This is a genomic window from Streptosporangiales bacterium (assembly GCA_009379825.1).
Lineage (GTDB): Bacteria > Actinomycetota > Actinomycetes > Streptosporangiales > WHST01 > WHST01.
The window spans coordinates 36,741-59,568 of record WHTA01000006.1 but is presented as its reverse complement, the minus strand read 5'-3'; the positions used below and the strand labels follow the sequence as shown (position 1 = coordinate 59,568).

The window sequence follows — 22,828 nt, the reverse complement described above, 5'->3', positions numbered from 1 at the left end:
ACCTGCCGGCGTCCGCCTGTGGCTGCGGACGCCGGCCGGTCAGCGGCCGCGGGAGGCCTCTGGTCGGTGGTCAGGTCCAGGTGAGGTCAAGGCGCCTAGGACGCTTGCTTGTGGTGGCGGTAGTCGACATGGGCGTTCTCCTCTGCCTGCGACGCGGACTCGGTGTCTGCTGGTTCGGCGGCGTCCTGCTTGCGACGCCGGTGGGTACCGGTCGTCGTCGTCATCAACTTCGTCAGCCGCTCACGCAGCGGTTCGCCAGAACGGCGGTGTTGACCTGTGCTCACGACTTCACCTCACTTGTGTGGTGTCTCGGGACAGTCGGACTCGGCAAGTACGTCCAGTTGCATCAGCGCGCCCGGCAACGTCGTCGGGAGCCTGATGCGGCGCACGAGCACGTCGGTGCCCGACGTGTCGCTGAGCGTGGCGGAGAGATCCGCGGGTACGACGGTGGTCGCGTGCAGGGTGAGCACGGCCAGTGCGCTCGGGCCGACGGTGGCGATGGTCTCGCCGCTGCAGAACGTGGTGTGCAGCACGCGTGCGATCGCCAGCCGGCAGGTGGTGCCCAGCCACCCGGTAGGCAGTGCCTCGAACCGGACGGTCAGCAGACCGTGGGTGGCAGGTACCTCCCGGCTCAGCGCCGCCGCCTCCCGGTAGACCTCACCGAGCCGCACGCGCAGGTACTCCAGGCGGGCGATGCCGGTCAGTGGATCGACACTCTCGGTGACCAATTCGGCCGCCGGCGCTGACTCTGCGTATGACTCGGCAAATCGTCTGACCACGTTCGGCGGCGGCAACCGGCGCAGCACGGAGAACAGCGCCCAGAGATCGTCGAAGGCTTCCGGCAGACCCACGCCGGCCTTCGCTCGCGCCCGGGCGAGCTCGGCGCACGGCTGCGCCAACCCGTCCTCCGCGACGATCGCGTCCAGGAGCGAGTCGACCGGCGGTGCCCACCAGTCGGTGGGCACGCGCCACCCCCGCACTGCCGAGGCGTGTTGCCAGGCGGTCCTGAGCAGGCCCCTATCTGCTCGGATGTCCGCTTGTTCCCCGGTAGTTGGGCGTCCGAGGCTACGACGCCACCCCCGTTGGGGCGTCGTCGCCACGCACCGCCGATCCACTCGTCTTCCTCCCCCGGGCTTGGTTGTGTTTGGTCGGAGACCCGAGCCCCGCCCCCCAGCGGAACCCGGGCGCGCCAGCACCCCCTGGCGCCCGCCAAGCCCTTTCCCCCCTTTGGGCCTGGCGACTCCGACTCGGCCGACCCCCATCGACCGACCCGTACGGCCGGCCGCGAGGGCCGGAGCCGTGCGATATCTAGGTGACGGAGCAGCCCGGAGGTCATGACGCGGGTTTCCCGACTTCTTTTTCGAGCCCGTATCCTTTCCTGCTGTGAGCAGCGAGAGCCCCGATGATCAAGTCGCTGGCGGGACCGACACGGCCGATGCGCCCAGCGATGCTGCGCTGCTCGACGCCGTCAGGGACGGCGACGCCGACGCTTTCGACGTCGTCTACCGGCGCCACGTGGACGCCGCCCGCCGGCTCGCCCGGGTGCTCGCCGCGGACCAGGCGGCCGCCGACGACCTGGTGGCGGAGTCGTTCGCGCGGCTGCTGACCACGCTGAAGTCCGGTGGCGGGCCGGAGTCCGCGGTGCGTGCGTACGTGCTGACGACCATGCGGCGGGTGCACATCGACTCCGGCCGCGCGGGCAGCAAGGTCGAGCCGGTCGAGGAGGTCGCCGACTACGAGCGCCCGGAGTCGCCGGACGACCCGGCGGTGAGCAAGCTCGACCAGGCGTACGCGGCGCAGGCGTTCGCCGGGCTCCCGGAACGCTGGCAGGCGGTGCTCTGGCACATCGAGGTGGAGGGCGAGTCCCCCGCCGAAGTGGCGCCGCTGCTCGGCCTGAACCCGAACGCCGTGTCAGCGATCGCCTACCGTGCGCGCGAGCAGCTCCGCCAGCTCTACCTGCAGCAACACCTCGCGACGGTGGAAGGCGAGGAGTGCAGCTGGTGCAGTGAGCGGCTGGGCGCGTACGTCAGGGACAAGCTCGGCAGCAGGGAGAGCGGCCGGGTCAGGGAGCACCTGGACGAGTGCGACAAGTGCCGGATCATCTACCTGGACCTGGTCGAGGTCAACTCCGGGTTCCGGTTCCTGCTGGCACCGGTCGTGCTCGGGTCGGCCGCCGTTCCCTACCTCGCCGCCGCCGGCAAGTCGATCGGGCTGTTCGGGCTGCTGCCGGCGGCCTGGGCCTGGTGGAAGAACGCCAGCAAGAACCCGGCGACGGCAGTGGCCGCGACGGTGGTGCTGGTGATGGCGCTCGGTGTGACAGCGTGGGCCACGGTGGGCAACAGGCTCGCCGACGACGGCGGCAGCCGTACCGCCCAGTCCAGCCAGCCGACAGGCGTCGGTGGCACCGGCGGGGCCACGGCGGACAGCTCGTCCGAGCCGAGCAGCAGCACGTCGAAGGTGGCCGAGACCAAGTCGGAGCCGCCGACCTCGCCGCCGACCAGCGAGCCGACGTCGAGCCGGCCGCCGGCCACCTCGGAGGAGCCGCCGGACGAGCCGGAGCCGGCCACGGAGCCGACCACGGAGCCGGCCACCGAGCCGACGTCCAGCAGGCCGCCGCCGGAGACGTCAGACTCACCGAAGCCGCCGACGACCGAGCCCACCGAGGAGCCGACGACGCCGGAGCCGGAGCCGACGGAGACGGTGCGGCCGGTCTGCGTGCGGATCCCGATCCTGAAGATCTGCCTCGGCGACAACCAGACGCCCTCGGCGGAGCCGAGCGAGCTACCGTCCCGTGGCAACGGCCGGCCCTGACCCGGTCACGTAGTCTCTAGAGCTGTGTCTGAACGACGTGTAGCGCTCATCACGCTGGGTTGCGCCCGTAACGAGGTCGACTCGGACGAACTGGCCGCCCGGCTCGAGCACGGTGGCTGGACCCTGGTCGACGAGGCCGAGGGTGCGGACGCCGTGCTCGTGAACACCTGCGGGTTCGTCGAGGCGGCCAAGCAGGAGTCCGTGGACACCCTGCTCGCCGCCGCCGACGACGGCGCGGACGCGCCGAAGGTCGTCGCGGTCGGGTGCCTCGCCGAGCGGTACGGCGACCAGCTCGCCGAGGCGATGCCGGAGGCGGCCGTGCTCGGCTTCGACCACTACCCGGACATCGCCGGCACGCTCCAGGAGGTGGTCGACGGCCGCGCGCCCGCGCCGCACGCGCCCCGCGACCGCAGGAAGCTGCTGCCGATCTCGCCGGTCGACCGGCAGCAGGCCGGCGCCGTCATGCCGGGACACGGCGCCGCCACCGAGGTGACCGTACGGCGGCCGGGCAGCCTCGGCGGCACGCAGACGCTGCGCAGGCGGCTGGGCAGCGGGCCGAGCGCGCCGGTGAAGATCGCCTCCGGGTGTGACCGTCGGTGTGCGTTCTGTGCGATCCCGTCGTTCCGTGGTGCATTTGTCTCCCGGCCGGTCGACGAGATGGTGCAGGAGGCGGCCTGGCTGGCTGGTGCGGGCGTCCGTGAGCTGGTGTTGGTCAGCGAGAACTCCACGTCGTACGGCAAGGACCTCGGCGACGTACGGCTGCTGGAGCAGCTGCTCGGCCAGCTGTCGGCGGTGTCGGGCATCGACCGGATCAGGGTCAGCTACTTGCAGCCGGCGGAGATGCGACCCACGCTGGTGGATGTCATGACGGCTACCAGCGGCGTCGCGCCGTACTTCGACCTCTCGTTCCAGCATGCGAGCGGGCCCGTGCTCCGCCGGATGCGGCGGTTCGGCGACGGCGAGCAGTTCCTCGACCTGCTCGGTCAGATCCGGGCGCGGGCGCCGCTGGCCGGGGTCAGGACCAACGTGATCGTGGGCTTCCCGGGTGAGACCGAGGCGGACGTCGCCGCGCTCGAGGAGTTCCTCGGCGCGGCCAGGCTCGACGCCGTGGGCGTCTTCGGTTACTCCGACGAGGACGGCACGGAGGCCGCGGGTCACGACGGCAAGCTGCCCCAGCAGGTTGTGGACGAGCGGGTGGAGCGGGTCACCCAGCTGGTCGACGAGCTCGTCGCGCAGCGGGCCGAGGAGCGCATCGGCGAACAGGTCGACGTGCTCGTCGAGTCGGTGGCCGTCGGGATCGCCGAGGGCTGTGCGGCCCACCAGGGGCCTGAGGTGGACGGCGCGACGAGTGTCCGCGTGCCGGCCACGGTGCGCGTCGGTGACCTGGTCACGGCGTCGGTCGTGGCCAGCGACGGCGTCGATCTCACCGCGGACGCGAACGCGGACCGGGACGGGTCGTCCGTTCGATCTCGGTGACCGGAGCAATGGGCGGGCCCGAGCCACCCGGAGAGGCTGAACAGATGGAACCAGCAGGAGTCGATCCCGTCGGTGGCGGCACGGAACCGGCCGTCCCCGCACGCTCGGTGCCCATAGTCAACCCGGCCAACGCGGTGACCGTGCTGCGCATCCTGATGGTGCCGGTCTTCGGCTGGATGCTGCTCCAGCCCGGTGACGGGTGGCGGCTCGGCGCGCTTGCGGTGTTCCTGCTCGCCTCGCTCACCGACCACGTCGACGGTGAGCTCGCCCGGCGAAAAGACCTGATCACCGACTTCGGCAAGATCGCCGACCCGATCGCCGACAAGGCGCTGATGGGGATGGCCCTGGTCGGGCTGTCCATCATCGACGAGCTGTGGTGGTGGGTGACCGTGGTGATCATGGTCCGCGAGATCGGTGTCACGTTGCTGCGGTTCTGGGTGATCAAGCACGGCGTGATCGCGGCGAGCAAGGGCGGCAAGCTGAAGACCGTCCTGCAGATCACCGCCATCGCCTTGTACATCCTGCCGCTCGGCTGGCTCGCGCTCGACATCACGGAGGCGGTGGTGATGGGCGGGGCCGTCCTGGTCACCGTGGCCACCGGCGTCGACTACCTGTGGCGTGCGCTGCGGCTGCGCCGGCAGGCGGCCAGCTGACGCAGCCGATGGCCGAGCTGTTCGAGGACGCCCTGGCCGAGCTACGGGCCGCGGGCGCGACGCTCGCCGTCGCGGAGTCGTTGACCGGTGGTCTGGTGGGCGCGACCGTGACCGACGTACCGGGCGCGTCCGCGGTGTTCCGTGGCGGCGTGATCGCGTACGCGACCGACGTGAAGGCGTCGGTGCTCGGCGTCGACCGCGAGCTGCTCGCCACCCACGGCGCCGTGCACCCGGAGGTCGCGCGCCAGCTGGCCACCGGCGTACGCGAGCTGCTCCAGGCGACCTACGGGCTTGCGCTGACCGGCGTCGCCGGCCCCGACCCGCAGGACGGCCAACCGCCCGGCACGGTCTACGTCGCGGTCGCTGGACCGGCAGGGACGACGGTGACGGCACTGTCGCCCGAGGGACAGCCGACGCGGCCGCAGGTCAGGCAGGCGGCGACCGAAGCGGCCTGCCGACTGCTGCTGGACGCCGCTGTTCGCTCTTAGAAGAGAGCAGGTACTGGGACGCCAAGCGGCGCGGTGTGCGTATACGGTGGAGAGATGCATGGCCACCACGGTCCGAGGGGAGGGACGCCCATGCTCAGGCAGACACTCGGTGACGTGCTGCGGCAGCACCGGATGCGTCAAGGGCGCACCCTCCGCGAGGTGTCCGGCTTGGCTCGAGTCTCGCTCGGTTACCTGTCCGAGGTCGAACGCGGTCACAAGGAAGCGTCGTCCGAACTGCTCGCTGCAATCTGCGAGGCGCTTGGCGTACGGATGTCCGAGGTGCTCAGGGACGTGAGCGACCTGGTCGCGCTCGAGGAGATGAGCGTGGCGGAGGTGTCCGGCGCGATCACCGGTGCCGGCAGCGGCGGCGAGGACTCCGCGCAGTCGCCGTTGGCAAGCGTCGCAGCCTGACCGCACGCCGTCGATGGTACGAATGAGGGGTGGTCCTCGACATCGATCCGCGCGTGCACGCGTTCACCAAGGTGGAGTACAACGACCTCGACTACGGGTCGTTCCACGCCCGTCCACTGCGTAACCCCACCCTGCGCGCGCTGCGGTACATGTTCGACGTCGAGCGGCACACCATCTGCTTCCTGCGCGACCTGCTGGTCACGCCCACGCACAAGGACGCCACCGCCACCGCGTTCCTCACCCGGTGGGCGTTCGAGGACTTCTGGCACAGCGAGGCCGTCTCCCGGGTGTTGACCACGCACGGCATCGTCATCGACAACGCGCTGATCCAGCGGATGCGGAACGCGCTTGGCCGGCGCGACAGCTTCGCCCCCGTCTACCGCTCGGTGATCGCCAACGTGATCGGCGACGACATCACGGCCGTCCAGATGACCTGGGGAGCGGTCAACGAGTGGTCGGCGCAGCTCGCGTACGACCGGATCGGCGAGCTGGACGACCATCCCGAGCTGCTGAAACTGCTCGATCGGATTCGTACCCAGCGGGTGCGGCACGCCAGGTTCTACGCCGACGAGGCGCGTGCCCGGCTGGCGACGTCACGTCGCGCACGGGCGATCACCCGGACCGCGCTCGACCGGCTGTGGGGCCCGTTGGGGTCGACGATCCACCCCAGGCACGAGACCGCCCTGGTCTTCCGCTACCTGCTCGGTGGCACGGACGCCTGGGAGCGCGTCGACGAGATCGACCGCGCGGTCGGCGACCTGCCGGGTCTCGGCCGGCAGGTGGTCAGGGCCGCCCTGGGCAGGTACGGCATCGGCCCTGAGGCCGGTCGGCGCCCGACGGTGGCGGAGCGGCTGCGGGTGGCCCCGTCGCCGCGCCGCTGGCGGCAGCTGAGCCTCTGACGTCCGTGCCCGGTTCGGCGGAGGAGCGGTGGCAGCTCGCGCAGCAGCTGCTGCACGCGGCCAGGCTCGGCGCGGCGGAGGTCCTCGCTCGGCGCGACCGCGGTGAGATCGCCGTCGAGGTGAAGCAGTACGCCGCGGCCGGCAGGACGCCGGTCGACTTCGTGACCGACGCCGACAACGCCGCCTGATCAACGACTACCTGGCGCAGACCAGGCCGGCCGACGGTTTCCAGGGCGAGGAGAAGGGCAACGACCGGCGCGATACATCCGGCGTAACGCATGTCGTGGACCCGCTGGACGGCACGTTCAACTTCGTGGAGCGCCAGGCACCCGACCTGATCCCGGGCGGGCTCAGGTACGGCAACACGACGGACTACGCGGTGGCGCTCGCCGCCAGGGAGGTGCCCGGCGACTACCTCGCGGCGGCGATCATCAAGCCGGAGACCGGCGAGTTCGCGGTCGGCACCGGCCACCGGGTGCAGACCGGTGCGGTGCTCGACGCCCGCGACCCGGCGAGCGACCTGCAGCACGTCGCGGCCGCGGCGATGGCGCGTCCGCAGGACCTGACCACGACGACGAACATCTCGCGCAAGGTCACGTCCAAGGCGGAGGGCCTACGTGGCTCGCAGGACTGCATCGACATCCTCGAGGGCCTTTCGACGTTCCGTGCGGCCGCCGACACCGGCTCGTCCGCCTGCAACACGCTGAACCTGCTCACCCCCGGCCGCGGCGCGGACGCGTTGTGGTTGCGGGTCAAGGGCGAGCACGACCGGGCTCCGGTGCTTGCCCTCGTGCCAGGTGCGGGCGGAGCGGTCGTCCCGCTCGACCACGGCCCGTACGGGTCGGTGCTCCTCGGGCCCGCGGGCGTCACCCAGCAGCTCGGCCGTCAGGTCCAGGCACGCCTGGACCAGCAGCGCCGGCAGCGCCCCGCCGCCGACCGCACCCGCCTCCGCCGCGATCACGGCGACCGCCGCCGGGACCCCGGCGGCCGCGCCCTCTGACCAGTCACGGGGCGGGCTGGCAGCGCGGGCACCAGTACGTCACGCGGTCCTGCGGTGTGGTGCCCTGGCGTGCGGTGCGGACGGCGGTGCCGCAGCGGTGGCAGGGCCGCCCGGCGCGTTCGAACACCCAGTGCTGCCGGCCGCGACGCGGGTCGCCGGTGGTGACCTGCGGCCAGTCGTCCTTGTTCGCGTGCAGCAGCCGTTGTGCGCGCTCCACGAGCTTCGGCAGGTCGTCGACGTCGCCGACCGGCGTCCACGGTGAGGTGCTGTGCAGGAACAGCACCTCGGTGCGGTACAGGTTGCCGATCCCGGCGAGGTTGCGCTGGTCGAGCAGGGCGAGACCGATCTCGTGGTCGGGCGCGGCACTCAACCGGCGCACGGCCTCCGCGGCGTCACAGTCCTGGCCGAGCAGGTCGGGGCCGAGATGGCCGACGAGCTGCTGCTCGTCCTCGGTAGCAACGACGCGTACGTCGTGGAGTAGGAAGCCGACGGCTTGCCAGGTCTGCGTGTCGAGGACGAGCCTGGCCTGGTGGCCGGGCCGGCGCCAGCGCTCGCCGCGGTGGTAGAGCTGCCAGGAGCCGTCCATGCGGAAGTGGGTGTGGATCGTCAGCGCCCGGGAGCCGGTTGCCTTGATCCGGGTGAGCATGTGCTTGCCCCGGGCGGTGACCTCGCCCACGGTGAAGCCGGCCAGGTCGACGGTCGCCAGGCTCGGTACCCGGAAGTCGGAGCGGGTCAGCTCCTGGCCGGCGAGTGCATCGTGCATGCGTCGCGCGGACAGCCAGACCGTGTCACCCTCGGGCACGCCTCCAGGCTACGGAACCCTGCGACCGGGCCAATAGCCTTCTCCGGTGACCTTTCTGGATGAGCTGTTCGGGTTGGCTGGCCGGCGCGCGGTTGTGACGGGAGGTAGTTCCGGCATCGGCCGTGGCATTGCCGAGGCGCTCGGCCGGGCGGGGGCGAGCGTGCATCTGGTGGCCAGGGACGCGGGCCGGCTGGCCGACACCGCTGGAGCGTTCGTTGCCGAAGGCATCACGGTCGACACCTCGTCGGTCGATATGGCCGATCGCGACGCAGTGGACGCTCTGTGCGCCAGCGAGTCGGTGCGGGAGGCGGACATCCTGGTGACCGCCGCCGGGGTGAACCACCGGCCGCCGCTCGACGAGCTCTCCCACCCGGTGTGGGACGAGACCATTGCGGTCAACCTCGCTGCGCCGTATCTCCTTGGACAGGCGTGCGGCCCTCGGATGGCCGATCGGGGCTGGGGCCGAATCGTCAACATCGGTTCGCAGCAGTCGTGGAGCGCGTTCGGCAACTCCGGCGTCTACGGCGTCAGCAAGGCCGCGGTCGGTGGCCTGTCCCGCTCCCAGGCCGAAGCGTGGTCCAGCCGCGGCGTTACCGCGAACACGATCATCCCGGGATTCGTCGTCACGCCGATGACGCTGCCGACGCTCGAGACGCCCGGACGCGAGGAGGCACTCGCGGCCCGCACGATGGTTGGCCGCAACGGCGTCCCGCACGACTTCGCGGGAATGGCGGTCTTCCTCGCGTCGGACGCGAGCGGCTTCGTGACCGGCCAGATGCTGGCGGTCGACGGTGGGTTCAACGTGCACTGACTTTCCCTCGGGAGGTCACACCCGCCGCCGAGCAGCGGCCCGGTCCGGGACAATGGGCGTAGCCGGGGGAGTTCCAGCCGAACCCGGCGGACCGTCGACGCGTCGTACGGGACAGACATTCCGGAGGAGGCCTGCACGCGTGCCGTACCCACCCGATCCCCAAGCACCGGACCCGCAGGACGGTTCTGGTGGCGACTCCGGGCCGGGCGGGCAGGCGCCGCGGTGGAGGCCCGGGCAGGGCGGTGGACCGCCCATCCCGCCGCCGCCGATGTGGCGCCCGCCGCCACCACCGGCAGGGCCGCCGCCGCACCAGCAAGGCCCGGACGACACCACGCGGGGTCCGCTACCCCCGGACGAGCAGCCGACGACGGCGCAACCGCCACCGGGGGACGAGCGCACCGAGCGGCTCGACCTGAACGGTCAGCCCGGCGACGAGGAGGAGCCGCCGACGGAGAAGCGCGGCCGGTTCGCGCGCGGCGCGCACAAGGCCGTCCGGCTGGGCGGCAAGGGGTTGCACGCGGGCGCGGTGGTCACCGCCCGGCTGACCAAGAAGGCGGGCGTCGCCGCGGACCGCAAGGTCACCGACATGGTCGGCGGGCCGGAGCGCAAGCGGGTCATCGTGGTGCTCGCCGGCGTCCTCGCGCTCGCGGGTGCGGACATCGGAGCCATCGGGGCCGCGTCGCAGTCGCTGCGCACCGACTTCGGGCTGAGCAACGGCCAGATCGGCTCGCTGGTCTCCGTGGTGGCGCTGGCCGGTGGGCTCGCGACGATCCCCCTCGGCATGCTCACCGACCGGATCAACCGGGTGCGCATGCTGGCCATCTCCGTGGTGCTGTGGGGCCTCGGGATGCTGGGCTGCGCGTTCGCGCCCGACTACTGGTCGTTGCTGCTGATCAGGGTCGGCCTCGGCGTCGTGGTCGCGGTGGCCGGGCCGGCGATCGCCTCGCTCGCCGGTGACTTCTTCTTCCCGCACGAGCGCGGGAAGGTACTCGGGTTCATCCTCGCCGGCGAGTTCATCGGTACGGGCATCGGCTACGCGGTCGCCGGGCTGGTCACCGCGGTGTTCCCCTGGCGCGCCGTGTTCGTCGTCTTCGCCATCCCCGGGCTGCTGCTGACGATCGCCGTCTGGCGCATCAGGGAGCCCAAGCGCGGCGGCCAGGACCGGATGGAGCCGGTGGAGCCGGACGGCCCGAAGCACCGGGCGAAGAAGAGGGAAGTCGACGAGCGGTCGGTGCACGAGCGGGTGCGCGACGCCGGCATCACGCCCACGCGGGCGGCGCTGCTCGACGAGGACCCGGCGAAGGTGCCGATCCACCGCGCCATCAAGTACCTGCTGAAGATCCCGTCGAACGTCGCGCTCGTGGTGTCGTCGGCGCTCGGCTACTTCTTCTTCGCCGGGCTGAAGCTCTACGCCACCAGGTTCATCGGGCTGCAGTTCGACCTCGCCAACGCCGTCGTCTCGGTGATCTTCCCGCTGCTGGGGGTCGGCGCGATCCTCGGCATGCTGTTCGGCGGCCGGATCGGCGACTGGCTGGTGAGCAAGGGCAAGTTCTCCGGCCGGATGGTGGTCGGCGCGTCCGGCTACCTGCTGGTGCCGTTGCTCCTGCCGATCGTACTGATCTCGCAGAGCTTCCTGCTGGCCTTCCCGGTGCTGATCCTGGTCTCCGCCGGCCTCGCCTGGCCGAACCCGGCACTCGACGCGGCCCGGCTGGACGTGGTGGAGAACCGGCTCTGGGGCCGCGCGGAGTCGCTGCGTACGGTGCTCAAGACCGGCGCTGAAGCGCTCGCGCCGTGGCTGTTCGGCTTCCTCGTCGACGTGATCGGCGACGCCGCGGGCGCGGAGGCCCTCGGCTTCAGGTGGACGTTCGCCATCATGCTGTTGCCGCTGCTGGCCAGCGGGATCGTGCTGCTGCGGGCACGGAAGCACTACGTGGGCGACGTCGCGGCGGCGGCGCTGACCGAGGAGCGGTTCGTCGACCCGGAGCGGCAGCAGCAGGCCGCCGGTCCCTGACGTCAGGTGAACGGCATCGCCAGCACGGCGCCCACGGCCGCGAGGCAGGAGATCGCGACGGTCAGCGCGGTGATCGCGTGCACGGCGTAGCGGTGGCCGACCAACAGGTGCCTGGTCGGCTGCGTCCGCCGCCTCGTATAGCGGGACGCGGCGAGCAGCCAGACGGCTGCGCTGGCGGCGAGCGCGAGACAGCCGAGCACGACGAGCGCCGCGGCCTCGTCGACCAGCCCTTGCCGCACGAGGAGGGCGCCGCAAGCGGCCATCGAGAACGCGGTACGGCTCCACGCCAGGCTGGTGCGCTCCAGCTGCGCGCCGCGGTCGGTGAGCCGGTGCCCGGGATCGGTGGCCATCAGCGGCCCGCGACGATGATCAGCAGGGTGGCCAGCCCGACGATCACCAGCCCGACGGCCACGACCAGCGGTATCCGCAGCGGCGGCAGCGGCTCGCCGCGGTGTACCGACCGCTCCGACCCGCGCCAGCGCAGGTAGCCGAGGACGGCCACCGCAAGGCCGAGCAGCGTCAGCACCACCGAGAGGCCGAGGCTCAGCGCCGCGACGCTTGGGTGCCGGATGAACTGCGCCACCGCCAGCCCGGCGGCGTCCATCGCCAGCGCCGTCCGTACGTAGGCGAGGAAGGTGCGCTCGTTCGCAAGGGTGAAGCGGTAGTCGGGAAACTCTGCTCCGGTACCTTGCTGGTCGTGCTGTGCGGCGTCGCCCATCGTGCTCCTGCGTCGGTGAGGTCTGACCACCTCATCATCGCGGACCCGGCGTGGCGTGGTCAGTGGGGTCGGACGACGCTCCAGGTGCGGCCGCCGTCCGTGGTGCGCCAGAGCGCGGACCTGGCCGGCCGGTCGAGGACGGCGTACCCGACGGTCGGGGTGGTGAAGCCGATGAAGTCGAAGCCGCCCGCCGCGCCGCTCGGCGTGCCGGCCTGGCGCACCTCGTCGTCGTCGACCATGTACAGGTGCCGGCCGGCGCCGAGTACGGCGGAGTCGGCGCTGCGCGCGCCGGCGACCGTCGAGTTCGGCCAGCCGCCTGCCGGCGTGGCGTCGGTCGGTTGCCAGGAGCGTCCGGCGTCGGTTGACACGTACGGCCGCCCCTGAGTGCCGGTGGGGCAGAACAGCCACAACGCCTTGTCGCTGGCGGAGATGCGGGCCCCGAACGCCGGGTCGCAGGGGCTGTCGCCGGTGCGGAACCGCTGCCCGCCGTCGGACGAGGCGGCGGACACCGCACGGCCATTCGTCGCCCCAGTGACCGTGACGGTGTCCGCCTGGACTGCGAGGTCGGCGGCGGAGTCGTCGAGCTGTACCGGCAGGCGCACCCGCTGCCAGCTGTCGCGGTCCGCCGGCGACCGGTAGAGCTCGTGCGCGCCGCCGGCCCGGACGAGCGCCCAGACGGTGCTGCGGGCGGCCTCCAGGCGCACGACGTTGCCGGGTAGCCGCTGCGGCGACCACGACGCGCCGCCGTCGTGCGTGCTCCACAGCGCGCCGCCGAACGCGAAGCCGTCCATCGCGCTGGCGAAGCGCAGGTCACGTACCGTCCGGGCGGAGCCGTCGCCAGCGGCTACCGGCGCCGTCGGCGCGGACGGCAGCGCGTCGAACGTCCGGCCGCCGTCGGTGGTCCTTGCGACGGTCGTGCACCGGCCGTCGTCGCACTTCGCGGAGCCGAGCGCCCAGAACATGCTGGGGCTCAGCGCGGTGATCGACGCGCTCCTGAAGCCGGCGGGCACCGGGACGGTGCGGTCCGGCTCACCGGTCCTGCGCTGGTTCCCAGGCTCGCTGGTCGCCGACTTCAGCGCCTGCGGCGACCCGGCGCTCTCTGGGGACGCGTCGTCCGCGACCGGCTCGCCGCCGGTCTGCAGCACCGAAGAGACGCCGACCACCGCCACGGCCACCACGGACACGGCGCTGAGGGTGCCGGCCGTCGCCCGTCGCCTGCGGCTGCGGCGGGCCGCGCCGCTGTGCACCCGGTCGAGGGCGTCCGGCTCGGGTTCCAGCCGCCACTTGTCGTCGCGGAGCAGGCGCTCCAGGTCCCTCTCCAGCTCGTCCATGCTCACCCCGCCCCGTCGAGGCGCCGGGTGGCCTCGCTGTCGGCGAACCCGTCGACGTGCTTGCGGAGGTTGGCGATCGCCTTGGCCGCCTGGCTCTTCACCGTGCCGACCGAGCACCCGATGATGTCGGCGGTCTGCTGCTCGGTGAGGTCTTCGTAGTAGCGGAGGACGAGTACGGCGCGCTGTTTCGGCGGCAGCTTGCCGAGCTGCTCCCAGAGGGCGAGGTCACGGCCGGCAGGCGGCTCGGACTGCTCGGGCAGCTCGTCGACGAGCCGTTCCCTGCGCAGCTTGCGCCAGATGCTGATGTTCCTGTTGACCATCGTCCGCCGTACGTATCCCTCCGGGTCACCGCGCCGCGAGACTCGGGGCCAGGCGAGCATCGTGCGTTCCAGTGCGTCCTGCACCAGGTCGGCCGCGGCATGCGGATCGCCGGTCAGTACGTGGGCGAAGCGCAGCAGATGCGGCATCCGGGTACGCGCGAACTCGTCGAACGCACGCCGGGTCTGCTCGTCCACCTCGTCTTGACCATCCCGGTTCTCGTCAACCCTGGACACGTCTGGGCGGCCAGGAAGGTTGCCCGTACTTCGGGGCCGATCATTCCACTGCGGAAACGGAACGGCCGGGGTGGTCGCCACCCCGGCCGTCGCAGGTACTGCTGTTAACGCGGCTGACTCACTCCTGCACGACGATGGTCTTGGCAGCCATGTCGCCGAGCCGCTGCTTCCGCTCGGTCGCGCCCACCAGGATCAAGCCGACGATGCCGGCGTCGATCACGATGTACAGCAGCCACCTGATGGCCAGGTCGCCGCCGCTGAGCGGGCTGCCGTCGAGCTTGACGACGCGCAGGTTCTTCTTGGTCATACCGATGGTCTGGCCATTGTGTGACTTCGCGTAGAACACCTGGTTGATCAGGTTGATCACGAACATGGCCAGGAAGCCGAGGAAGTACAGGAGTCCCCCGACGACTGCGAGGCCGGCGCTCTGGTTCGCGCCGCCGACACCGGCGAGGATCGCGCCCAGGAAGATGAGCACCATGCCCACGCCGTACGAGAGCAGGACGTCCAGGATGCCCTGCACGACACGCGGACCGAGCTCGGCCAGTTGCCCATGCGGCTGGCCGTAGCCCTGCTGCGCGTACTGCTGCATCTGCCCGTACTGCTGCTGCTGTGCGTAAGGGTTCTGCGCCTGCTGCTGCGGGTATCCCTGCTGCGGCTGTTGTGGTTGTTGGCCGTATCCAGGCTGCTGCCCATGCTGTTGCGCGGCGCCCGGGTGGCCGTACGCAGGCTGGCCGGGCTGAGGCTGCTGGTATGGGTTCTGGCCCGGGGGCGGCCCCGGTTGCTGGCCATATGGCCCCTGCGGTGTTGACATGCCGAAAAGCATGCCATGGTGGCCTGCCGCAGTTGTATCCCGCTCCCGGAAATGTCGTCTTCGTGTTCCGACCGCAACCTGGAACCAGGCGATCCCGTCAATTCGGGCGCTGGGTACCCGGCGGTAGTTGAACGACGACGGTCTTGGCGACCATGTCGCCGATCCGCTGCTTGTACCGGGTGGACGCGACGAGGATCAGCGCGAGCAGGCCGCCGTCGACCAGTGCGTACATCAACCAGCGGAGTGCGTGGTCGCCCAGCGTCATGGGGGCGCCTGTGGTCTTGATGACGCGCAGGTCCTTGCGTTCCATGCCGAACGTCTGGTCGCCCTTCTTGTAGGGCCGGTACGCCTGGTGGTAGAAGCTCAGGCCCCAGGTGCCGAACAGCGCGAGGATCACCATGGCGGCGCCGGCGGCACCGAACGCGCCGCTGCCGTACGTGCCGGCGAGCACGAAGAACGTGATGGCGAGGGCGAGCGCCACCCAGTACGGCACCAGCACGAGCAGCAGGTCGATGATGCCCTGGACGACGCGGGCGCCGGTCTCCGCGAGCGGGTAGGGCAGCACGAGCCCGGGCTGTGGCTGCGGCGGATACGGCGGGGCGTAGGGCTGCGGCGGCGGTGCGTACGGCTGGCTGGCCCGACCCGGCCAGCCGGCGCCCGGCTGGTCGGGCGCCTGCCACGGCGACTGCGACATGTCGGCAAGGATGCCACGTCGCCGTCCGCCGCGGGGCGTACCGCGGGACCATGAGTGCGTGTACGAGCAGCTGACGCAGATCATCGCCGACGTCGAACAGGGCCGGTTCCCCGCGGCCGACGCGGGCGTCACCGTGGTCGGGCAGCCGCCGCCGCGGGACGCGGCCGTGCTCGCCTTCACGGCGCACTCCGTGGTTGCCGCGGACGTGGAGCCGGAGTGGGTCACCCGCGTGCTGCCTGACGGCGACCTGTCCGCCCCGTTGTGCCCGCCGTTCCTCGGCGCGCTCACCGTGCGGCTGGGCCGGCGGGTGAGCAACATCGACCTGGTCTGCCTGGCCGAGCCGCTACCGGCCGGTGCGGCGGCGGAGAGCGGTCTGGAGCTGCAGGAGCTGACCGGAAGCAGCCACCCGCGGGTGCTGCGGTCGCGCCGCCACCGCGACGACGTCGCCGTCTGGGGCACCGCGGGCGGCTGGGTGAGCGTCGGCCGCGGCCTCGCCGGGCGCTACGAGGTCACCGTCGAGGTGGACGAGAACCACCGCGGCCTGGGCCTCGGCCGCCGCCTGGCCGCGGCCGGGCGGGCGCTGGCGGGCACGGAACGGCCGGTGTGGGCGCAGATCACACCTGGCAACGCCGCGTCGGTGCGCGCATTCCTGGCCGCGGGCTACCGACCGGTCGGCGCCGAGGCGTTGCTGGTGCCGGAATAGCGAGAGGGGCGCCGTATCGTGGCTACGGCGCCCCTCGGCCAAGTCACCTACTACTAAGAATCGCGATTCTTACAGGGGTGTCACCTGGTCAGCCTGCAGCCCCTTGGGGCCCTGAACGGTCTCGAACTCCACCCGCTGATCCTGTTCCAGCGTGCGGTACCCGCGTGTGGTGATCGCCGAGTAGTGCACGAAGACATCGTTGCCGCCCTCGTCCGGGGTGATGAATCCGTAGCCCTTCTCGGCATTGAACCACTTGACGGTTCCCTGGACCATGTTTCTCTACTTCCTAATGCAACGTGCGGCGCACCTGGTGATGCACCGCGCAGGACTATACGGGGCGGACGCGGGTCTGGCACGTCGGGGCGGCTAGTGCGTGTCGCCGGGCGACCCCCGTGACCCGGCTGTCACCTGGCCTTATGCGTCTCATTCCGGTCGCCAGGAGGTGGCCAGGAAACGATCGACTGCGGCCGGTTCCGGGTACGCGTGACCACCGCGCCGGGTCGAGAACAGGGCCACTGCGACATTTCCGCGCAACGCCGCGCGGCTGGCCGGCCGGCCCTGCGCCAGGTTCGCCAGCAGTACGCCGGTATGCAGGCCGTCCGCGACCGGCCCGGTGACCGGGTCGACGGGAGGCGCGGGCACCTCCACCGGCGGTTGGTCCGTGTCCGTGCCGACCCAGCAGCCGTCCGGCCCGTGCCGGAACACGGCCGTGCTCAACCGGGGCGCGTACTCCCGCAGCGCCCGCCAGGCGGCGGCCGGCCGGCTGGTGCCGACCAGGCCCTTGACGGCCGCCGCCGACAGCGTCAGCACGTCGCAGCGGCGCAGTACGCGCTCCTGCACCGGCCAGGTGATCTCGTCCAGCCGGCCGCCGGGGTCGAAGACAAGCAGGGTCTGCTGCGGCAGGGACTGCAGCCACCGCCCCACGGCGCTGCCGAGCCGGGCGTCGACGAGGTCGCCGCCGTCCAGGTAGACGGCGTCGCCGGCGTCGATGCGCAGCCCGCGGAGCGTGTCGGCGTCGAGCGCGCCCTCGACGCCGCCGCTGGTCACCGACATCCGTGCGCCGCCTGGGCCGGTAAACGCGGTGCGGAAACCGCTGTCGCCGGTGGTGACCTGCGGCAGCAGCGCGTCGACGTGCTCGGTGTCGAGCGCGGTGCGGACTGCGGTGCCGAACGGACCGTTGCCGTACAACCCGCCGTACGCCGCGGGCAGGCCGTGCCTGCGCGCCGCAGCGAGCACGGCGAAGCCGCCGCCGACCTCCGCATGCGCCCGCTCGGCCCGTACGTCGTCGCCGCTGCGCGGCAGCTCCTCTACCCGCAGCACGAGGTCGACGACCAGGCCGCCGACGAGGACGAGCCGGTGGAACCTGGGCGTGGCCGCGGTCATCGCCTCATCATGCCCGGTCGCGTCAGCCGGCGAACGGGCTCACCGGCACGCCGCGGGCGCCCGGCTTGATCGCGAAGATGGCGCCGGCCGCCGTCTGCGTGTGGTGCCTCGGCAGGTTGTAGCTGGACGTCGTGATGTACAGGGTGTCCAGGTCCGGCCCGCCGAACGTACAGGCGGTCACTTGCGTGACCGGCAGGTCGACCTCCGCGTCGAGCTCGCCGTCCGGCCGGTACCTGCGTACGCAGCTGCCGCCGAACATCGCCACCCACAGCCCACCTTCGCTGTCGATCGTCATCCCGTCCGGCCGGCCCTGGCCTTCCGGCACCGTGACCACCGGGCGGCGGTCGCTGAACGTGCCGGTCTCCGGGTGGAACGTGAACGCGTCCACGCGCAGCGTCGGGGTGTCGATGTAGTAGACGACCGAGCCGTCGAGGCTCCACACCAGCCCGTTGGAGATGGTGACGGAGTCGAGCACGGCTGTGGTGTGCCCGTCCGGGTCGAGCCGCCAGAGGGTGCCCTTGCCCGGCCGCTTGTCGTAGGCCATCGACCCGCAGTAGAAGCGGCCCTGTGGGTCGCAGCCGCCCTCGTTCATCCGGACGTTCCTGTCCACCCACAGCTCGGGCAGGGGCGTGTTCTCCTTGGTCTCCAGGTCGAGGAGTGCGAAGCCGCGTTCCACCGCGACCACGTAGCCGCCGGAGACCCGGGGGCGCACGCAGGCGGCCACGCTGTGCACGTGGGTGCATGTCGTATCGCCGGACTCCGGGTCCAGCGTCAACACGTCACCGTCCAGCATGTCCACCGACAGCAACCGGTTCGTCGTCGGATCCCAGACCGGCCCTTCGCCGTGGTGCGCGATCGGGTCGGTCGCCTGCTCTGCATGCAAGGTCCGCTCTCCTCGTCTCCTCAGGTCGAGCCCAACACCCTAGTTCCGGCGGGTACGGAAGTCGGATGCGCTGCAGGGCAGCTACCAGCCGACCGCCCGCGTGGGCGGATCGGGTAATTTCGCCCCGTAGGTCCGACTACCGCTCCGGGTACGTCGGGTACCACCTACTATGCCGCCAACCTTCGCTGCCGTGGGTCCACCGACCCATTGAACTGCGGCCGCGGAAGCGTGAGGATCGATACGTGAGAGCTGAACGAGCGCTGTCCGGTCCGCTGGCCGCTGTCTGCGCCGACATCAGGGCACGAATCGGCGCCGTCAAGGTCATCGACGACCCGACCGAGCTGGGCACCTACGCCTGTGACGGGCTCGCCCACTACCGGGTGCAGCCGGGCCTCGCCGTGCTCGCGGAGAACGCGGCCGACGTGCAGGCGGCGGTGCAGGCCTGCGTGGCCGCCGAGGTGCCGTTCGTCGCCCGCGGGTCAGGCACCGGCCTCTCCGGCGGTGCCCTGCCGCGCGCCGATGGGGTGCTGATCGTCATGGCGAAGATGCGCGCCATCAAGGGGATGTACCCGGACGACACCTGCGCCGTCGTAGAGCCAGGGGTCATCAACCTCGCGGTGACGAAGGAGGCGACCCCGCACGGGCTGCACTACGCGCCCGACCCGTCGAGCCAGCAGATCTGCTCGATCGGCGGGAACGTCGCGGAGAACTCCGGCGGTGCGCACTGCCTGAAGTACGGGTTCACCACGAACCACGTGCTCGGCTGTGAGGTCGTCACGCCGGCGGGCGAGCGGGTGCAGATCGGCGGGCGGGCGGCCGAGTACCCCGGCTACGACCTGCTCGGCGCGTTCGTCGGCTCGGAGGGCACGCTCGGTGTCGCCACCGAGGTGACCGTGCGGTTGACGCCGAACCCGGAGGTCGTACGTACGCTGCTGGCCGGCTTCGACAGTACCGACGAGGCGGGCGCGGCGGTGAGCGCCATCATCGGCTCCGGCGTGGTGCCGGCCGCCATCGAGATGATGGACGCGCTCTCCATCGAGGCCGCCGAGGTCGCCGTCGGCTGCGGCTACCCGGCCGGTGCGGGCGCCGTGCTGCTCGTCGAGATCGACGGGCCGCGGGCCGAGGTGGACCACACCTTCGCGGAGGTGCAGCGGCACTGCACGGAGGCAGGCGCGTTCGAGATCCGGATCGCGGCGACCGACGAGGAACGCACGCTGCTGTGGAAGGGCAGGAAGTCCGCGTTCGCCGCGGTCGGCAGGATCAGCCCGAACTACATCATCCAGGACGGCGTGGTGCCGCGTACGGCACTGCCCAAGGTGCTGCACGCCATGGGTGAGCTCGCCGACAAGGCCGGCGTGCGGGTGGCGAACGTCTTCCATGCCGGTGACGGCAACCTGCACCCGCTCGTCCTGTTCGACGCGAGGAACGACGGCGAGGCGGAGCGCGCGGAGAAGGTGTCCGGCGCGATCCTCGACCTCTGCATCGACCACGGTGGTTCCATCACCGGGGAGCACGGTGTCGGCGTGGACAAGGCGAAGAACATGCCGCGGATGTTCAGTGCGGACGACCTCGACACCATGCAGCGGCTGCGTTGTGCGTTCGATCCGCAGGGTCTCGCCAACCCGGGTAAGGTCTTCCCGACCCCGCGGATGTGTGGTGAGGTACCACGGGTGCACAGTGCCGACGAGACTGCGCCCGAGGGCGCGGAGGTGTTCTGATGCGGGCGTCGTGGACACGGGGTTCCGACTAGTGGGTGCGGACGCCGTGCGGCTGGTCGATGCCGCTGCCGTCGTGGACACCGTCGCCGACGTGCAGGCGCGCTACGTCGCCACGCCGGAGAGCACCGAAGAGGTCGCCGCGATCATGCAGGCGGCGACCGAGCGCGGCATGAAGGTGGTGCCACGGGGCACCGCCACCAAGCTCGAGTGGGGCCGGCCGCCGGAGCACGTCGACCTGTTGCTGGACACCAGCAGGTTGGTCGGCGTGGTCGAGCACAACGCCGGTGACCTGGTCGCGCGGGTCCGGGCAGGCACGCCGCTGAGCCGGCTGGCCGCCACGCTGTTCCCGCGCCGGCAGCGGCTCGCGCTCGCCACCCGCCTCGCCGTGCAGGACGGGTACCTGGGCGGCACCGTGGGCGGGACGATCGCCGCGAACCCGTCCGGGCCGCTGCGCCACGCGTACGGCACCGTACGCGACCTGCTGATCGGCATCACCGTGGTGCTCGCCGACGGCACTGTCGCGCGTGCCGGCGGCAACGTGGTGAAGAACGTCGCCGGGTACGACCTCGGCAAGCTGTTCGTCGGCTCGCTCGGCACGCTCGGGGTGATCACCGAGGCGGTGTTCCGCCTGCACCCGGTGCCCGAGGCCGCCAAGCTGGTGACGGTAGGGGTCGACCAGGGCGAGATCGCCGGCTGGTTCTCCAGCGCGTTGCGGCGCGCGCAGGTCGTGCCGTCCGCCGTCGAGATCGACTGCAGCTCCGACGTGCACTCGCTGACCGTCGGCGTGCTCGTCGAAGGCACCGCCGTCGGCGTGGAACAGCGGACGCGGGCGGTCGCTCGGGTGCTCGGCGTGGACGCGGAGGTCACCGACATCGAGGGACCGTCGCAGCTGCCGTCGTGGTGGCTGCAGCCGGCCGCGGACTCCGCTGGCACCTCGCTGCGGGTCGCCGTACCGGCGTCGATGACCGGCTCGGTGATCGACGCGGTGCGGGCCATCGCGGCGCGCACCGGTCTGCACGTCACCTGCCGCGGCGCGCTCGGCGTCGGGGTCTTCCACGCCGGCATCTCCGGCGAGTACGACGCCGAGCCCGTGGTCGCCGCGATCGAGGAGCTGCGGTCGGTCACCGCAAAGCACGACGGCTCGGTCTTCGTGGAGAGCGCGCCACGCGACATCCACCTCGGCTTGGCCAAGCGCGGTACGGACGCGTTCGGCCCCATCCCGGCCCTCGGCCTGATGGAGCGGGTCAAGAAGGAGTTCGACCCGGGGCGGGTACTCGCGCCCGGCCGGTTCGCCGGAGGGATATGAGATGAGCGACGGCGGGGCAGACACCGAGACTGCGGAGGTACTGGGCATGACGGCGTTCGACGAGCAGAAGCCGCCGTCCGCGCAGCTCGTCGCGGACTGTGTGCACTGCGGCTTCTGCCTGCCCACCTGCCCGACGTACGAGTTGTGGGGGCACGAGTCCGACTCCCCCCGCGGCCGTATCGACCTGGTGAACGCGGGGCTCTCCGGCGCCGAGATGACCGACTCCATGGTGACGCACATGGACCGCTGCCTCGGCTGCATGGCGTGCGTCACCGCCTGCCCGTCCGGGGTGCAGTACGACAAGATCGTCACGGCGACGCGTGCGCAGATCGAGCGCAACCACAAGCGGCCGCTGTTCCAGCGGATGTTGCGTGGGCTGATCTTCGCGACCTTCCCGCACCCCGGCCGACTCCGGGTGATGCGCAACATGCTGCGCGCGTACCGGGGGCTGCGCCTGGACCGGCTGATCAGGAAGGTCCGGCTGCACAGCAAGCTGCCCAGCTCCGTGCGTGCGATGGAGGCGATCGCGCCGCCGCTGTCCGGCTACGAGGGGGTGCCGGCAAGGACACCTGCAGTCGGCACCCGCAGAGCGGTCGTCGGCGTGCTCACCGGGTGCGTGCAGGACGTGTTCTTCTCCTCCGTGAACGCCGCGACGGTCCGCGTGCTCGCCGCCGAGGGCTGCGACGTCATCGTCCCGCCGCGGCAGGGCTGTTGCGGCGCGCTTTCGCTGCACAACGGCCGCTCACCCGAGGCGGAGCGCTACGCCAAGGCGGTGATCGACATGTTCACCGCGGAGAACGTCGATGCGGTGGTCGTGAACGCCGCCGGCTGTGGCTCGGCGATGAAGGAGTACGTCGATCTCCTCGAGGACGACGTCGAGTACGCCGAGAAGGTCGCCGCGTTCCACGCCAAGGTGTACGACCTCAGCGAGTACCTGATCCAGCTCGGCACCGTCGCGCCGCGGCACGAGCTGCCGCTGCGGGTGGCGTACCACGACGCCTGCCACCTGGCCCATGCGCAGGGCATCCGGGCGCAGCCGCGCCGGCTGCTGCAGGGGGTGCCAGGGGTCACCGTCGCGGAGATCCCGGACGCGGCGCTGTGCTGCGGCTCGGCGGGCGTCTACAACCTGCTCGAGCCGGAGGCGGCCGCGGAGCTGGGGGAGCGCAAGGCCACCGCCGTCGCGAGCGTGCGCCCGGACATCCTGGTGACCGCGAACCCGGGGTGCATGATGCAGATCGCCACCAGCCTGCGCGAGCGCGGCACCCCGCTGCCGATGCTGCACACCGCGCAGTTCCTCGACGCCGCGATCAGCGGCACTCCCGCGGCGGAGCTCACCGAGCACGGCTCGTCGGCCGGCTGACG

General features: G+C 71.6%; 26 protein-coding genes. 14 read left to right on the top strand and 12 right to left on the bottom strand.

Features of this window, described 5'->3' with window-relative positions; genetic code table 11:
- Nucleotides 1-95: 95 nt before the first annotated feature.
- Nucleotides 96-284, bottom strand: a complete 189-nt coding sequence (locus GEV07_04860; protein MQA02066.1) for a hypothetical protein — start codon at nucleotides 282-284, stop codon at nucleotides 96-98.
- 9 nt (nucleotides 285-293) lie between these two features.
- Complete coding sequence (locus GEV07_04855; protein MQA02065.1) at nucleotides 294-965, bottom strand: hypothetical protein; 672 nt, start codon at nucleotides 963-965, stop codon at nucleotides 294-296.
- Between the two features lie 418 nt (nucleotides 966-1,383).
- Between GEV07_04855 and GEV07_04850 the strand changes: the two genes are divergently transcribed.
- The 8 genes from GEV07_04850 to GEV07_04815 all read left to right on the top strand — a co-directional run bounded on the left by GEV07_04850 (nucleotide 1,384) and on the right by GEV07_04815 (nucleotide 7,738).
- Nucleotides 1,384-2,811, top strand: a complete 1,428-nt coding sequence (locus GEV07_04850) for a sigma-70 family RNA polymerase sigma factor (protein ID MQA02064.1) — start codon at nucleotides 1,384-1,386, stop codon at nucleotides 2,809-2,811.
- A gap of 24 nt (nucleotides 2,812-2,835) precedes the next feature.
- A complete protein-coding gene (gene rimO, locus GEV07_04845; protein MQA02063.1) occupies nucleotides 2,836-4,287 on the top strand; it encodes a 30S ribosomal protein S12 methylthiotransferase RimO in 1,452 nt (483 codons plus the stop codon).
- Nucleotides 4,288-4,331: 44 nt separating this feature from the next.
- A complete protein-coding gene (locus GEV07_04840; protein ID MQA02062.1) occupies nucleotides 4,332-4,940 on the top strand; it encodes a CDP-diacylglycerol--glycerol-3-phosphate 3-phosphatidyltransferase in 609 nt (202 codons plus the stop codon).
- Between the two features lie 8 nt (nucleotides 4,941-4,948).
- The gene (locus GEV07_04835; protein ID MQA02061.1) at nucleotides 4,949-5,428 is read left to right on the top strand and encodes a nicotinamide-nucleotide amidohydrolase family protein; all 480 of its coding nucleotides are present in this window, start codon (nucleotides 4,949-4,951) and stop codon (nucleotides 5,426-5,428) included.
- A gap of 90 nt (nucleotides 5,429-5,518) precedes the next feature.
- Nucleotides 5,519-5,839, top strand: a complete 321-nt coding sequence (locus tag GEV07_04830; protein ID MQA02060.1) for a helix-turn-helix domain-containing protein — start codon at nucleotides 5,519-5,521, stop codon at nucleotides 5,837-5,839.
- Between the two features lie 29 nt (nucleotides 5,840-5,868).
- Nucleotides 5,869-6,738 carry a ferritin-like domain-containing protein gene (locus GEV07_04825; protein ID MQA02059.1) on the top strand — a complete coding sequence of 290 codons (870 nt, stop codon included), beginning with the start codon at nucleotides 5,869-5,871 and terminating at the stop codon, nucleotides 6,736-6,738.
- Between the two features lie 5 nt (nucleotides 6,739-6,743).
- Nucleotides 6,744-6,926 carry a hypothetical protein gene (locus GEV07_04820; GenBank protein MQA02058.1) on the top strand — a complete coding sequence of 61 codons (183 nt, stop codon included), beginning with the start codon at nucleotides 6,744-6,746 and terminating at the stop codon, nucleotides 6,924-6,926.
- Nucleotides 6,923-7,738 (top strand): hypothetical protein, encoded by an 816-nt coding sequence (locus tag GEV07_04815; GenBank protein MQA02057.1) that lies wholly within the window; start codon nucleotides 6,923-6,925, stop codon nucleotides 7,736-7,738. Before GEV07_04820 ends, GEV07_04815 begins: the two co-directional genes overlap by 4 nt.
- A gap of 4 nt (nucleotides 7,739-7,742) precedes the next feature.
- Here the strand turns inward: GEV07_04815 and GEV07_04810 are convergent, their stop codons facing one another.
- The gene (locus GEV07_04810) at nucleotides 7,743-8,540 is read right to left on the bottom strand and encodes a hypothetical protein (GenBank protein ID MQA02056.1); all 798 of its coding nucleotides are present in this window, start codon (nucleotides 8,538-8,540) and stop codon (nucleotides 7,743-7,745) included.
- 46 nt (nucleotides 8,541-8,586) lie between these two features.
- Between GEV07_04810 and GEV07_04805 the strand changes: the two genes are divergently transcribed.
- Both GEV07_04805 and GEV07_04800 read left to right on the top strand, forming a co-directional pair.
- A complete protein-coding gene (locus GEV07_04805; protein ID MQA02055.1) occupies nucleotides 8,587-9,351 on the top strand; it encodes an SDR family oxidoreductase in 765 nt (254 codons plus the stop codon).
- Between the two features lie 52 nt (nucleotides 9,352-9,403).
- Nucleotides 9,404-11,362, top strand: a complete 1,959-nt coding sequence (locus tag GEV07_04800) for an MFS transporter (GenBank protein ID MQA02054.1) — start codon at nucleotides 9,404-9,406, stop codon at nucleotides 11,360-11,362.
- Between the two features lie 2 nt (nucleotides 11,363-11,364).
- Here the strand turns inward: GEV07_04800 and GEV07_04795 are convergent, their stop codons facing one another.
- The 6 genes from GEV07_04795 to GEV07_04770 all read right to left on the bottom strand — a co-directional run bounded on the left by GEV07_04795 (nucleotide 11,365) and on the right by GEV07_04770 (nucleotide 15,557).
- Complete coding sequence (locus GEV07_04795; GenBank protein ID MQA02053.1) at nucleotides 11,365-11,712, bottom strand: DUF202 domain-containing protein; 348 nt, start codon at nucleotides 11,710-11,712, stop codon at nucleotides 11,365-11,367.
- The gene (locus GEV07_04790) at nucleotides 11,712-12,080 is read right to left on the bottom strand and encodes a DUF202 domain-containing protein (GenBank protein MQA02052.1); all 369 of its coding nucleotides are present in this window, start codon (nucleotides 12,078-12,080) and stop codon (nucleotides 11,712-11,714) included. Before GEV07_04790 ends, GEV07_04795 begins: the two co-directional genes overlap by 1 nt.
- Nucleotides 12,081-12,139: 59 nt before the next feature.
- Nucleotides 12,140-13,411: a hypothetical protein gene (locus tag GEV07_04785; protein ID MQA02051.1), complete on the bottom strand. Its 1,272-nt coding sequence runs from the start codon at nucleotides 13,409-13,411 to the stop codon at nucleotides 12,140-12,142.
- 2 nt (nucleotides 13,412-13,413) lie between these two features.
- Nucleotides 13,414-13,878 (bottom strand): SigE family RNA polymerase sigma factor, encoded by a 465-nt coding sequence (locus tag GEV07_04780; GenBank protein ID MQA02050.1) that lies wholly within the window; start codon nucleotides 13,876-13,878, stop codon nucleotides 13,414-13,416.
- A gap of 205 nt (nucleotides 13,879-14,083) precedes the next feature.
- The gene (locus GEV07_04775; protein MQA02049.1) at nucleotides 14,084-14,791 is read right to left on the bottom strand and encodes a hypothetical protein; all 708 of its coding nucleotides are present in this window, start codon (nucleotides 14,789-14,791) and stop codon (nucleotides 14,084-14,086) included.
- 85 nt (nucleotides 14,792-14,876) lie between these two features.
- Nucleotides 14,877-15,557: a hypothetical protein gene (locus GEV07_04770; protein ID MQA02048.1), complete on the bottom strand. Its 681-nt coding sequence runs from the start codon at nucleotides 15,555-15,557 to the stop codon at nucleotides 14,877-14,879.
- Between GEV07_04770 and GEV07_04765 the strand changes: the two genes are divergently transcribed.
- Nucleotides 15,532-16,176, top strand: coding sequence for a GNAT family N-acetyltransferase (locus GEV07_04765; protein ID MQA02047.1), 645 nt, complete (start codon nucleotides 15,532-15,534; stop codon nucleotides 16,174-16,176). The two genes, GEV07_04770 and GEV07_04765, sit on opposite strands and share 26 nt — an antisense overlap.
- A 69-nt stretch (nucleotides 16,177-16,245) precedes the next feature.
- On the opposite strand, the gene GEV07_04760 is transcribed toward GEV07_04765, so the two are convergent.
- The 3 genes from GEV07_04760 to GEV07_04750 form a co-directional block, all read right to left on the bottom strand.
- Nucleotides 16,246-16,449, bottom strand: coding sequence for a cold-shock protein (locus GEV07_04760; GenBank protein MQA02046.1), 204 nt, complete (start codon nucleotides 16,447-16,449; stop codon nucleotides 16,246-16,248).
- Nucleotides 16,450-16,599: 150 nt separating this feature from the next.
- Nucleotides 16,600-17,559 (bottom strand): hypothetical protein, encoded by a 960-nt coding sequence (locus GEV07_04755; GenBank protein MQA02045.1) that lies wholly within the window; start codon nucleotides 17,557-17,559, stop codon nucleotides 16,600-16,602.
- Nucleotides 17,560-17,581: 22 nt separating this feature from the next.
- Nucleotides 17,582-18,442, bottom strand: a complete 861-nt coding sequence (locus GEV07_04750; GenBank protein MQA02044.1) for an SMP-30/gluconolactonase/LRE family protein — start codon at nucleotides 18,440-18,442, stop codon at nucleotides 17,582-17,584.
- Nucleotides 18,443-18,507: 65 nt separating this feature from the next.
- Here GEV07_04750 and GEV07_04745 point away from each other — a divergent pair, with 65 nt between their 5' ends.
- The 3 genes from GEV07_04745 (at nucleotide 18,508) to GEV07_04735 (ending at nucleotide 22,826) form a co-directional block, all read left to right on the top strand.
- Entirely contained in the window at nucleotides 18,508-20,160 is a 1,653-nt protein-coding gene (locus GEV07_04745; protein ID MQA02043.1) for an FAD-binding protein, read from the top strand.
- Between the two features lie 91 nt (nucleotides 20,161-20,251).
- On the top strand, nucleotides 20,252-21,466 hold the full coding sequence (locus GEV07_04740; GenBank protein ID MQA02042.1) for an FAD-binding protein: 1,215 nt from the start codon (nucleotides 20,252-20,254) through the stop codon (nucleotides 21,464-21,466).
- A gap of 40 nt (nucleotides 21,467-21,506) precedes the next feature.
- The gene (locus GEV07_04735; protein MQA02041.1) at nucleotides 21,507-22,826 is read left to right on the top strand and encodes a 4Fe-4S dicluster domain-containing protein; all 1,320 of its coding nucleotides are present in this window, start codon (nucleotides 21,507-21,509) and stop codon (nucleotides 22,824-22,826) included.
- Nucleotides 22,827-22,828 lie beyond the last annotated feature (2 nt).